We start from the raw sequence: 13,411 nt of genomic DNA, 5'->3' as shown, positions 1-13,411 counted from the left end.
AACGGTGTGGCTATTTGTGTTTGGGTATCGTTATAATGGAAGTGTCCGAGAAATCAAAAATGCTGTTTTTGGAAGCAATGATATTGTCGTTCTTGTCGAAATAATTTATTCGGTAAGAAAGTGTTGTTCTTCCCTGCGGAACGGTATTTTTTATGATAAAGTTAAAAAGGACGGGAATTGAAAATTCAGCTTTCAGCTTTTCAATATTGAATTTACTCAGGGTTTCGTCAACCACCAGCTCAATCTGAATTTTACTGATCTTCGTGTTTTGTTTCTGAATCTGCAACTGTATGTATTTGTTATAGTCTGTCGATTTGGAAACGATCTGGCTGAATTCTGTGCTGATGTCTTCAATACTTTCATAATCAAAATACACGTCTTTCAGGTTCAGCATGGCATTTTCGCTGCTAATGGCATTCAGTGCCAGTTCCACGGTTTGCCCGCTGTCCAGTAACGGATATTTGGTAAAGAAAGCGTTGTTGAAATAAGGCGCATTATTGTGATCGATAAAAAGTACCGCATTGATTTTACATTTGGAAATCGACTTGTTTTCCGTAGTCAGCTTTTTGGAAGTACGGTCAAAAACGGTATCCAGCAGCTCGCCGTTTGTTTTTTCAATATTCAGTTCGATAATACTGGTATCCTTAATCTCCTTATGCCTGAAATTGATATTGGCAAACTGGGAAACGGAATTGTTCAAAGCATTGATGAGCAGGCTGGCATCGTTGAGGTTTTCGGTGGTAATGGAAAACAGGAAGTATTTCCCGTCTGTCGTCACATCCGATTTCTGAAGGAAATAATTACCGCTGATGTCAAAGTCGGAATCAATATTGTTGGGATATAAAAACTGGATCTCATTCAGGTAGTCGGCCGGATTTCCATCCAGAAAGTTATTGTTTTTCAAATCGATTTTTAATTTGGTAAGATCGTAGTCGGATAAATCCGGGCCCAAAGCAAACTGGAAGCTGATTTTTGAAATATCTTCGGTCAATCCGGTTCCGTCTTCATAGGCATGAAAAATGGTTGAAATACACGGTTTCTTTGTGTCGATTGCTCTGGACAGGCAGTATATTTTTGAGATCAGCAGGAACGTATTCGGCTGAATCGTCGATTTATAAATGGAAAGTTTGTTGTAATTCACTCCCGGAATAAAGATCTGTCTGAATTGGGAAAAGTCGTAATTGGAGTTAAACGGATTAACGATAAAACCGCCGTCAATTGTTTTATACAGGCTTATTGAAGCATCTGCGGCTAAAGGGTAATTAATGGTTTTGTTTACCTTTAGCAAAAACGTACTTTTTACATATTGTTCCGGTTCTTCGGCAACAATGTTCTGCTCTTTCTGAATCTCGCGCATCGTTTCTTTTGAAATCAGGCTTTTGGCAGAATTGGAACGAATGAGCAACGGACTGTCCAGTAAGGCAGCGGTTTTCAGGCTCATCCGGGCACTGGCAGCCGTATCCGGATCCCGGTTGATGATGGGCGGCGTGGTGGTGCCGTCAATACCTTTGGCATATAGAAATTTACGCCGGAATTTGGTATAGCCTTTAAAATCAAAAAATAAGTCCAGGCTGGATTTTAACGTTTCGATTTTGGTGACCATATTCAGGAATGCAATTTTTACCGCCTGGTCTTTCAGGTTAAAGAGGATCTCGCTTTTTTCCGGATTGATAAGGCCGTTTATCTTTACGGTTTCCGTTTCTTTATTGTTCTCGACTCTCAGGTTTAGGACCACTTCCCGCAATTGGATCGGGATGTTGCGCAGCGTACTGGTTTCGGGTTTGTTCCGGATGGCATAACGCAGCGTTACATAGCCGTAAAGACCGCTGTTCCGCCCGAAAGCGTCCAGGATGTTTTCATAGTAAAAAACGGTATTGTCGTTAGGCGTGATGATCACCTCGGGAAAAGTAAAGGATATCTTGTTGTCGTTATAGTCCTGAAAAAGCGAATTTTCCGTGATTAAAATGTTGTTTTCCACAAGAGGCAAACGTTCCCTGTTTACCGGAGTTGTGGGGTTTATATTGATGGAATGAACAACGGGATGTTCAATTACCGTGAATTTCTGAAGGTTGTTTACCGCCACAGCCGAAAAAGAACTGCTCGGTTTGGAGGCTTCCAGGTTGAAGCGGTTAATCGGAACTAATTTTGTTCCGTCCAGTTTAAAAGTATTGTTATCCGGCATGATATTGTTTTTTTGAGTTGAAAAGCATTAAAAAATAAAACTAAAAGGAATGAAAAACACTCCTTTCAGTTTTATCGGGGATGGACTATTCCATGAATGGCGCTCTTATTTTTTCGATGTCTTTGTTTTGAGCATCTGTTCCGGTTGGAAGTTCAAATAAGATATCACCTTCCTGGTAGTCAATATTTTGGTAATCAGTAGAAAGGGTGATTTTTTTCGATTTACTGCCTATTTTTCCTTTACAGGTGTATTTCACTTTATATTGTGTCGGCTTGATCTCATAATCAAACTCATACCACGAACGATAAGGAATCAGTTCTTCGTAGTTTTCGGCCGTGAACTTGAACTTTTTAGTCGGCATTTTATCCACTTTAAAAGTAACCTCAAGAGTGTCACAGTCAAACAACTGTTCTGTAGAAAGATTATAGTTAATCATGTTCTGTACCGGAAGCGGAATGAACAATTTGGTTCCGTCAAACTCAAATTCGTTAACGGTATCTTTTAATTTGATTCGTTTGTCTTTTTCATACATGATGTTTTGACGCACTTTTATCTTTCCGCCGGTAGTGTTGCGCACAAAGTCGAAAACAAAAGCGTTTTTGTCTTTAGACTTGTCGGTCCAGGTGGCCGGGAAAATAGCGTCGATGTCTTTTCCGGTTCTGCTGGTTGTTTTTACATAAGGAGTTCCTTCCGGCGCAATCATTCTACCGGAACTTTTCCAGACCATTTTTCCTTTGGAATCCGGATACCCAACTTCTAAAGAAACCTGGCTTACCGGGCTGTCGTTCAGGATTTCACCGTCTTTATCCATTTTAATCAAACCTCCGTTTAAAGCGGCAACCACCTGAACTTTGGTAAAGTCTTCATCCAGACGTACTTCGGTAATGTACTTTTTCAGTTCTTCTTTTGCAGCTGCTCCCGATTTTGTGGTCAGCGTATCAAGATTACCACTGATTTTAGAGTCTAAAACCTCAATTGCAGAGAATTTGATTTCATCTTTAAAGTTGATCTCTTTAATGTCTGTAGCCGATTTTAAATTAGCGCCCACACTTCCCGAACCAAAGATAAAACGGAAAATTCCACCTTGTTTTTCCGGATCTTTTACCGCCGTAAACTGTTTGTTCGGTACGTCAAGGATTTGTTTTTCGATCATTTTAAAGGCAAAATCCCTTTGTTTTGATAATAGTGCCTCTTCAATTTTCTTTCTTTCGTCATTTGAAAACTGATTGTCTGTTACGATTTCAGAAATAATGGAACCGTCCGTTACCAGTTTCTCATACTCATTTTCCCAGTTTAAGTCCACAAACGACCAGCTCACGTTTACTTTAGAAGAGAAATAGGTATGTACCTTTTTCATGTTTACGGTCGTTTTGATTGTTGTTGTTGGCAAATAGGCTTTGTATTTAATGTTGTTTTCTACAACCAGATTGTTATTTCCGTTTTCCAAAGCGTTTTTAACAAGGGAAGCACTGTTTCTGCCCATTAGTACAGAAAATGCGTTTTCACCTAAACCGAAAGTACTGCCGTTTCCTTCACCTTGGATGTTGAAGGTCCACGGGTTGGCACCGCCAAACGGATTGTTAGGCGATTTTTCTCCTACAATGTGCATGGCAATAGTATTTTCAACCAGTTGTATCGGGCGTACATTTGTTTCGTTAAAGTCGCGGTCAACTCCTTTCAGGAAAGAAAATAACCCCAGAATTTTAGATTGTCTCTGATTCTGATATTCGGTGTGCAGTCTGGTTTTTAATTTGTCGATCGCTTTTTTCAGTAAAGCTTCCGGTAGATCAATAGTACTGGTCAGTGTTGTATAAGCGCCTGCTTCTTCTTCAAGTCCTTCAGCTCCGATAACGGTTGAAGAATCTCCTTCTGATTTGAAAACCTGCATCGCAAATTTATATTTTCCGTCTTTTCCGGGTTCTTTTGCTAATCTTGGATTTTTCGGATAGTAATAGAATTGCATTGCCTGTCCGTTTTCCCGTAATTCGATATTGTTTGGATCGGGTGAGAACAACACGGCATAATCTGCCCCGTCTACGTCTTCTAAAAGAATTTCTACTGATCCTGCTCCGGCGTGCGGATAACCAAGTGGTGTTACTTGTGCCATAATAAATGTGTATTTTGATATTTTCCTACTCTGTTCCAGGCTTTTCGGATACCGCCATCATTTTTTTTAGTGAATAATATTAACGGACATTAATATTTGCTGTTTTGATAAGCTTGTTGTGTACGTTAAGAGCGATGGCGCCTAAAACGACTTCTGCAAAACCTAAAAGGCTCAGGATGTTATCGCTGCATACAATACAAATAGGTTCCGGGATTGGTTTTCTTCCAATGATGATGATGATCCCTCCGATAATGATAATGATTACCATTATTACTCTAAAAATTACTCTGTTGTTCATGATTTCAATTTTTTAGTTGATTAATAAATTTTTCAGATTATTATTCTGATGAATTGTTTTAAGAATAATGCCTCTGATTTTTTACGTTAAATTTTCTGATGTAAAATTGCGTTGGTTTAACTGCTTGAGGTAGAGGATATTCCCTTTTTTTGCACGGGGATTTTTTCGGGTTATTTTATGGGGAATTTTCCCCGACAAAACAGCAATAATTTGGTTAGATTTAAAATGTAAACAATTGTTAATTAGTGTTTTGTGTTTTTAGGGAGAGAAATGGTAAAAGCGCAATGCCGGAAAGACCGCCTTTAAAAAAAGTGCAGGAAAACGGGAATCAACAAAAAAAGCCTCCGATTTTTGTCAAAATCAGAGGCTTTTATAAGCGTTTGAAAAAAGGGGAAACTAAGCTGTTTTTAACGTGATCGTAAAAGTACTTCCGGAACCCAGTTCGCTGTCAACGGTAATGGTACCGCATTGTGCTTCTATAAATTCTTTGCTGATAGCCAGTCCCAGTCCGGTTCCTTCTTTTTCAGAACCCGGAATGCGGAAGTATTTATCAAAAATTTTGTCTTTGTATTGGGAGGATATGCCCAGGCCATTATCTTTTACGGTAATCGTGACCAGGTTATCCCGGTTGGCAGCCGTAAGCAGTATGGCCGAATTTTCATAGGAATACCGGATGGCATTGGTAATTAAATTCGAAATAACCCAGGTTGTCTTTTCCTGGTCGGCTAAAACGTGCGAGACATTTTCCTGGATTTCCGTTTGCAGCAATATGTGTTTTTGTTCGGCGAGATTGTGGGTTGTTTCTACCGCGTCTTTTATAATTTTTTTGATATTACAGGCTTCAATGTTCAGCTGTGTTTTTCCGGTTTCTACCTGAGTGATGTTCAGTAGCTCGGAAGTGGTGCGCAGCAGGCGTCTGGTATCGTCCTTAATTCCCGAGATCAGGTGTTTCTGTTCGTCGTTAAGAGTGCCTATTCCTTCATTTTCGAGTAATTGCAGACTCATTTTCATCGAAGCAATAGGGGTTTTAAACTCATGGGAAACGGTAGCGATAAAATTGGTTTTTGCATAATCCAGTTCTTTGTGCGCCGTTACATTGCGAAGAATAATAAAGGAACCGATTTCTTTTTTCTCGGTTTCGCCGGTAGGCAGAATGATAATCGGAACCAGCTGTTTTTCAAAATAGCTTTCTTTATTGTCCGCATAGATCTTAAGTGTTTCCGGTTTGCTTTCGGCAGCACTGTTATTGGCAAGATGCTGGATCAGCGAACGGATCAGGTCGTTATAAAGCGCGACTTCCTGAACCGGTTTTCCGGTTACGTCCTCGGCTTTTAATCCGGATATCTTTAAGGCTTCTTCATTGGCAAACAATATTTTATTGCTGTCGTCCAGACCGATAACCGGATCGTGCATGTTGTTAATCAGCGTTTCGATCCGCTTTTTCTCCATCATCAGGCGGGCAAGGTTACTATCGCTGTATTCCTGTAGCTTTTCGGCCATGGTGTTGAACGATTTGGCGAGGTCGCCAAATTCGCTGTGGCCTTCAAAATGAACTCTCCGGGAATAGTTTTTTCCGGCAATCTGGCGGATGCTTTCGGTAAGATCCCTGATCGGGTCGGCAATATTGCTCGGAAGATTGATCAGTAGGGTAAAGGCAATAATAAAGCACATGGAACCGGTAATTGAGATCCACAATATGGCTTTGTCTGCCGTGTGGGAAGCGACAATACTTTTCCGCTGGATCGAATCCATATTCAGTTTCATAATGTCGTTAAGGTCATTGCGAATCTGGGCAATAACAACCTTATTATCTGTTTGCTTCTGAAAAGTACGGGCATCTTCCAACAGGTTTTCGGTTAATTCCTTTTCGCCGATTTCCGTGATATTTTTGCTTTGCAATTCCAGGAAGCTGTTAAATTTTGTCAGGGACTGTTTTTCAAGTTCAAACTTATCCAGCTCTTTAAGCATATTTCGGGAATAGTCTAACGAATTGTAGTTGTCCACTAAAATATTTTCGGTGTCATTAGCCAATGTGTGCAGCTGTCTTACTCCTAATGCGACAAGCAAAACGATCAGGAAAAAAAGCAGTCCGACACCTAAGGTTAATTTTGTTTTTATTTTCATTTGCTGATGTGCTAACGTGTTGTTTGAATAACCGGATGATGGTTTGCCGATCAACTTAAAATAATCAGATCAATATCACTCGAAGATAGTTTATTTAATAGTTCTTTGAAAACGTTTGTCGAGAGAATAATTTTGAGAAAGTTCATACGCGGTTTGCCAATGCATACGGTCGTAATCTTTTTAAGTTCGGCCTGTTCAATAATTGCTTTTGCAATCCCGGTATGTTCTATTTTAATCACTTCACCGCCCAGTTCTGTGGCCAGTTTAAAATTGTTAATCAGGTGGCGCTGTTTGTCCAGGGCTATTTTATCGGCACTTTCCTGTGGCAGCTGCACGTAAAGTACAAACCATTTGCTGTTGTAATAATTCGCAAGCCGGGCGGTTTTGCGGATCACACGTTTTGCGGTTTTTTCATTACTGCTGATGCAGGCCATTAGTTTTTCCTGCCGTACATTTTTACTTTTAATAACTTCGGTTTCAACTTTGCGTTCCACCTGGCTTGCCACTTCTTTCAGAGCCAGCTCCCGCAACTGGAGGATGTGTTCCCCTTTAAAGAAGTTCTTTAAAGCCATGTCAATTTTTTCCGCTTTATAGATCTTTCCTTCTTTGAGGCGGGTAATCAGTTCATCGGCAGTGAGGTCAATATTCACAACCTCATCGGCCTGAGCCAGTACACTGTCCGGAATGCGTTCTTTTACCTCAACGCCGGTAATGTATTTTACCGATTCGTTAAGGCTTTCAATATGCTGGATGTTAACGGCACTGATCACGTTAATGCCGGCTTCCAGTATTTCAACAACATCCTGCCAGCGTTTTTCGTTTTTGCTGCCTTCAATATTGGTATGGGCCAGTTCATCTACAATAACCACTTCCGGCCGTAAGTTAATAATGGCCTGTACATCCATTTCTTCCAGCTCTTTTCCTTTGTAGAATAATTTACGACGCGGAATAACAGGCAAACCCTCGAGTAAATCGTGGGTTTCCTTACGGTTATGGGTTTCGATGTACCCGATTTTAATATCGATACCATTTTTAAGAAGGGAATGGGCTTCCTGCAGCATACGGTACGTTTTGCCCACACCGGCACTCATGCCGATGTAGACTTTAAACTTTCCTTTTCTTGATTTTTGAATCAAATCGAGGAAATGCTGTACATTATCTTCTCTGTTGTCTTCCAAAACAGTAGTATTTATGGTTATTAAAATGAGATTGCCAAAGAAGTCACCGCTGCAAAATTTTGCTTTGAAGGTTCGTTGTCTTTAAGGAAAACAGCATCTTTACCGGATAGTCCTCTTGCTTCAATCCGCCAGACGACATTCGGATAAATTGCATAATCCAAATTTAAGGAATATCCGAAGGTTTGAAACCCGTTTGGTGTTTCTGTTGCAATAATAACCCCGTTTTTATCGGAATAATACTCACCGCGGGCAGCCAGGCTGATTTTGTCGGTAGCGGTATATTTTGCAATGATAACCGGCGAATACCAGATGTTGTAACTGTTGCTTCCTTTTTCTTTTTGTTCGGCACCCAGATCCAGCCCGGCGGTCAGTCCCCATTTGTCACTAACCTGGAATTGTCCGTAAAGGTTATGAAAGTAGCGCATTTTTTTAATCGTATCCGGTTTGTCGTTCCCAATGAAAGAGCTGCTGTTCAGGGTTATTTTAGCATTCGGCCTGTAGGTTAGCTGATGGCCAAAGGCTAAGGTTTTATTACCGTCAACGCGTTGAATGCGCTGCCAGCCGTTTAAAACCAATCCGCTCATGAACCATTTACCGTTGTCTGTTGTATAGGATATTTTGGCACCGCTTTCATAATAGGGAGAATTATCCGCCTGTATGCTTCTGGTAAGTGTCCAGCAGTCTTTCCCCACGGCACTTTCAAATCCGATATGGGACGCAAAGATTCCCGCATCGATCCATAAATTTTTGGTTTTAGACAGTTTTACCCCGGCATTGGCTTCATAAATGTTTTTTAAAACGCCTTGTTCCGCAGCCAGGTTGGCATTGCTATAGGTACCGGCCATGATGGCGAGGTTGGCTCTTACATTGTCTTTTTCATAATTGGCTTTGAGATAACCCAGATTCAGGGCTACTTCGTTGTGTCTGTTGTGGGAATAGATAAAATTGGGTCTTGTGTTGTTTTCCGGTGTTCCAAAATCATAAGCATAGTAGGTTTCGATATAACCGCTGACGGTTAAAGGTGATTTTTTGGTTTTGGTACTGTCGTTTTGTGCCTGTAATCCGAAAGAGGCTAAGGCCGCTAAAGCGGAGCCGAATATTTTTGTGTTCATTTTATTTTAATTTATCAAGGGCGATGTTTAGGGTGAGTACGTTTATTTTTTCAGGACCGAAAAATCCTAAAAGTGGTTTTTCTGTATTTTCAGCAATGAGTTGTTCCAGTTTCTGAGGTTCCAGATTTCTTATTCTGGCAATGCGTTTTACCTGAACTTTTGCTGCCTGTGCAGAGATATCCGGATCCAGACCACTGCCGCTTGCCGTTACCAGATCGGCAGGGATATCCTGTTTTTTAACTTCCGGATTCAATATCAGGAAGGTGTCAATCCGTTTTTGAACTTCAGCCAGATATTCGGGATTGCCTGGGCCTTTGTTGCTTCCTCCGGAACCTGCTGCATTGTAAGCCACGGCAGAAGGGCGGGAGTTAAAATATTTCGGATCGGTAAAAGACTGTCCGATGTTCTGATAGTATTTCTTACCGTTGAATTCCACTACATATCCTTTCCCGTTATTAGGTGCCAGTCTGGCAATACCTAACAGGAACAGGGTGTACACACCGCCAAATAAAACGGCACACAATACGGTTAATTTTGCTCCGGCTATAAGATGATTTTTCATTTTTTTAAATTTTAATATTTTGGAAGCAGCCTAAGATGCAACCGGAAAACAGTTCCATCTTAAGCGCTTTTTTACATAAATAAGGCAACTATAATATCAATCAGTTTGATTCCGATGAACGGGACGATAATCCCTCCCAATCCGTAGATAAAGAGATTTCTTCGCAGCAGGGCAGAAGCGCCTATCGGTTTATAGGTCACTCCTTTTAAAGCCAGCGGAATTAAGAACGGAATTACAACAGCGTTGAAGATCACGGCTGAAAGGATGGCACTTTCCGGGCTGTGCAGCTGCATAATGTTGAGTCCTTGCAAGGCCGGTATGGCGGTAATGAACAAGGCCGGGATGATTGCAAAATATTTGGCAACGTCGTTGGCAATACTGAAAGTGGTTAATGTACCTCTTGTCATCAGTAATTGTTTCCCGATTTCTACGATTTCAATAAGCTTGGTCGGATCGTTGTCCAGGTCGACCATGTTTCCGGCTTCTTTGGCTGCCTGTGTTCCGCTGTTCATGGCGACACCAACATCGGCCTGGGCCAAAGCCGGTGCATCATTGGTACCGTCACCCATCATCGCTACCAGTTTACCCTGCTGCTGTTCGGCTTTGATATAATTCATTTTGTCTTCCGGTTTGGCTTCGGCAATAAAATCGTCCACACCGGCTTTTTCGGCAATGAATTTCGCTGTCAGCGGATTGTCACCGGTAACCATTACGGTTTTAACACCCATTTTGCGCAAACGTTCAAAACGTTCCTGTATTCCGGGTTTGATAATATCCTGTAATTCAATTACACCCAGTACTTTTTCGTTTTCCGACACTACCAGCGGCGTTCCTCCGTTACTGGAAATTTCGGTCACTTTACCGGCTGTTTCTTCCGGGAAGGCAAAACCGGCATTTTCACTTAGCTTGCGAATGGCGTCAAAAGCTCCTTTTCGGATTTTGGTACCGTTGGGCAGGTTAACACCGCTGCTTCGGGTTTCGGCTGTAAATTTGATCAGGGTAGCGCCCTGTATCGATAAATTACGGGTAGTGTCTTTTCCGGCCAGTTCAACAATCGATTTTCCTTCGGGTGTTTCATCGGCAAGGGAAGAAAGGGCACAGGCTTTCACAAAATCATTTTCATTTATGCCGTTTGCCGGATAGAAATGGGTGGCTTTTCGGTTACCGATCGTGATCGTTCCCGTTTTATCCAGCAATAGTACGTCAATATCTCCGGCAGTTTCTACTGCTTTCCCCGATTTGGTAATCACATTGGCCCGTAAGGCTCTGTCCATACCGGCAATACCGATGGCGGAAAGCAGCCCGCCGATAGTGGTTGGAATCAGGCAGATAAACAACGAGATAAAAGCGGCTATCGTGATGGGAATATTGGCATAATCGGCAAAAGGTTTCAGGGTCACACAAACAATGATAAACACTAAGGTAAATCCGGCTAAAAGGATGGTTAAGGCGATTTCGTTTGGTGTTTTCTGGCGGGAAGCCCCTTCAACCAAAGCAATCATTTTGTCCAGAAAGCTCTCGCCGGGTTCGGTGGTTACCTGTACTTTAATTTTGTCCGACAATACTTTTGTCCCTCCGGTTACCGAGCTTTTGTCGCCTCCGGCTTCGCGGATTACCGGTGCACTTTCCCCGGTAATGGCACTTTCGTCAATGGTTGCCAGTCCTTCAATGATTTCACCGTCGGTAGGAATCGTATCGCCGGCTTCACAGACAAAAAGGTCGCCTTTTCTCAGGCTGGATGAAGGAACAATGGTAATTTCATTGACATAGAGTTCGCCAACCTGCTCTATTTTTTTCGCAGGGGTTTCCTCCCGGGTTTTTCTTAAACTATCGGCCTGCGCTTTACCGCGTGCTTCTGCTATGGCTTCTGCAAAGTTGGCAAATAACAAGGTGAAAAACAGGATTAGAAATACCGTAAAGTTATAGGCAAAACTTCCTTGCGACTGTTCTCCGGTGGCGATCCACAGGCAAACGCCCAGCATGATTATAGTCCCTATTTCTACAGTGAACATAATAGGGTTTCGGAAGAGTGTTACCGGATTGAGTTTCACAAAAGACTGCTTGAATGCTTCTCGCATCAGCTCTTTTTGAAACAGTGATTTATTTTTGGTTTTCATTACAGTCTTTATTTTATAATGGAGAGATCAATTGTAAATGTTATTTCATTGAAAAATATTCGGCTATCGGTCCTAAAGTCAGGGAAGGGAAGAAAGACAAGGCAGCAATAATAGCAATCACGGCAAAAATCATTAATCCAAAGGTAGCCGTATCGGTTTTTAGTGTTCCGGCACTTTCCGGGATGTGTTTTTTACCGGCTAAGATTCCGGCAATCGCTACCGGGCCAATAATTGGTAAGAAACGGGAAAGCAGCAATACGATACCGGTAGTAATGTTCCACCACGGATTATTATCGCCCAGGCCTTCAAATCCGCTGCCGTTATTGGCTGCCGATGAGGTAAACTCATACAGGATCTCACTGAAACCGTGGAAACCGGGATTGTTTAAGCTACTGGCTCCCTGTTCCGGAAAAGCGGTCGATAAGGCAACGCCAACCAGAATAAGGAAAGGGTGCAACAAGGCAATGATCATGGCAATTTTCATTTCCCGGGCTTCAATTTTCTTTCCGAGAAATTCCGGTGTTCTTCCCACCATCAGTCCGCTGATAAAAACCGCCAGGATAATAAAGATGTAAAAGTTAAGGATTCCGACACCGCAGCCACCATAGAAGCAGTTGACCATCATGGCTAATAATTCGTTCATTCCGGATAACGGCATAGCACTGTCGTGCATGGAGTTTACAGAACCGGTTGAAATAACCGTTGTGGCAATGCTCCAGTAACCGGAAGCAGCAGCACCAAATCGTACTTCTTTCCCTTCGGTAGCTCCGTTTGCAGTGTTGATACCCATTTGGGTTATTGCCGGATTTCCGTTCATTTCGGTAATGACTGTTGGTATCGTTAAGGCTAAAAATCCGATGGTCATAACGCCAAAAATCATCCAGGACAGTTTTCTGCGGTTCAGGTAGAAACCAAGGGCGAATATCATTGCAAACGGGATAATCATCTGCGCGATCATTTCGACCGTATTGGTCAGGTAATTCGGGTTTTCAAACGGATGTGCCGAATTGGCTCCGAAGAATCCGCCTCCGTTGGTTCCCACATGTTTGATGGCTACAAAAGCCGCAGCGGGTCCCGTGGAAACCTGTACCGTATCGCCCTGCAGGGTGGTCATCGTGTCTTTACCGTCAAAAGTCATCGGTGTACCGTTAAACATCAGGATAACAGCTACAATAACCGATATGGGCAATAATATACGGGTACAGGATTTGATGAAATAGTTGTAAAAGTTTCCTAATTTATCGGTTGTGCGCTCTTTTAGCGCATTAAAGAGTACTGCAGCGGCAGCAAGTCCGATTCCGGCAGAAACAAATTGCAGGAACATTAAAAAGAGCTGACTCAGATAGCTCACGCCGGTTTCCCCGGAATAGTGCTGCAGGTTACAGTTCACTAAAAAGGAAATGGCGGTATTAAAGGCCAGATCAGGCGTCATGTTCGGGTTGTTATCCGGATTGAGCGGCAGCCAACCCTGGCAGAGCAGTATGAGCATTCCCAAAAGAAACCAAATGGTGTTTAAGGCTAAAAGCGCTACCAGATGCTGTTTCCAGTTCATTTCCCGGGAAGCGTCTATTCCGCTTGCTTTGAAAAATAGTTTTTCAATGGGATTAAAAACAGGGTCTAAAAATGTTTTTTGTCCTAAATATACTTTTGCAATGTATCTTCCCAAAGGTATGGCTAACACCAGTGTGAGGATAAACATCATTACAATTCCTGTAATTTCTGTATTCATTT

The 13,411-nt window shown here is 42.1% G+C and carries 9 protein-coding genes; all 9 read right to left on the bottom strand.

Going from position 1 to position 13,411, the window contains the following annotated elements; all coding sequences use genetic code 11:
- Positions 1–10: 10 nt before the first annotated feature.
- A complete protein-coding gene (locus tag BGO42_RS15830) occupies positions 11–2,182 on the bottom strand; it encodes a hypothetical protein (RefSeq protein WP_273243581.1) in 2,172 nt (723 codons plus the stop codon).
- A gap of 85 nt (positions 2,183–2,267) precedes the next feature.
- A complete protein-coding gene (locus BGO42_RS15825; protein ID WP_273243579.1) occupies positions 2,268–4,289 on the bottom strand; it encodes a hypothetical protein in 2,022 nt (673 codons plus the stop codon).
- 79 nt (positions 4,290–4,368) lie between these two features.
- The gene (locus BGO42_RS15820) at positions 4,369–4,587 is read right to left on the bottom strand and encodes a hypothetical protein (protein ID WP_273243577.1); all 219 of its coding nucleotides are present in this window, start codon (positions 4,585–4,587) and stop codon (positions 4,369–4,371) included.
- Positions 4,588–4,983: 396 nt separating this feature from the next.
- The gene (locus BGO42_RS15815; protein WP_273243575.1) at positions 4,984–6,711 is read right to left on the bottom strand and encodes a HAMP domain-containing sensor histidine kinase; all 1,728 of its coding nucleotides are present in this window, start codon (positions 6,709–6,711) and stop codon (positions 4,984–4,986) included.
- 50 nt (positions 6,712–6,761) lie between these two features.
- The gene (locus BGO42_RS15810; RefSeq protein WP_177735434.1) at positions 6,762–7,889 is read right to left on the bottom strand and encodes a sensor protein KdpD; all 1,128 of its coding nucleotides are present in this window, start codon (positions 7,887–7,889) and stop codon (positions 6,762–6,764) included.
- A 20-nt stretch (positions 7,890–7,909) separates the two neighbouring features.
- Positions 7,910–9,001 carry a porin gene (locus BGO42_RS15805; RefSeq protein WP_273243573.1) on the bottom strand — a complete coding sequence of 364 codons (1,092 nt, stop codon included), beginning with the start codon at positions 8,999–9,001 and terminating at the stop codon, positions 7,910–7,912.
- A gap of 1 nt (position 9,002) precedes the next feature.
- A complete protein-coding gene (locus BGO42_RS15800; RefSeq protein ID WP_177735430.1) occupies positions 9,003–9,563 on the bottom strand; it encodes a K(+)-transporting ATPase subunit C in 561 nt (186 codons plus the stop codon).
- Positions 9,564–9,634: 71 nt separating this feature from the next.
- Positions 9,635–11,680, bottom strand: a complete 2,046-nt coding sequence (gene kdpB / locus BGO42_RS15795; RefSeq protein WP_273243570.1) for a potassium-transporting ATPase subunit KdpB — start codon at positions 11,678–11,680, stop codon at positions 9,635–9,637.
- A 40-nt stretch (positions 11,681–11,720) separates the two neighbouring features.
- On the bottom strand, positions 11,721–13,409 hold the full coding sequence (kdpA, locus tag BGO42_RS15790) for a potassium-transporting ATPase subunit KdpA (RefSeq protein ID WP_273243569.1): 1,689 nt from the start codon (positions 13,407–13,409) through the stop codon (positions 11,721–11,723).
- Positions 13,410–13,411 lie beyond the last annotated feature (2 nt).

The organism is Flavobacterium sp. 40-81 (assembly GCF_001898245.1).
Classification (GTDB): domain Bacteria; phylum Bacteroidota; class Bacteroidia; order Flavobacteriales; family Flavobacteriaceae; genus Flavobacterium; species Flavobacterium inviolabile.
This window is presented reverse-complemented; position numbering and strand designations above follow the sequence as displayed.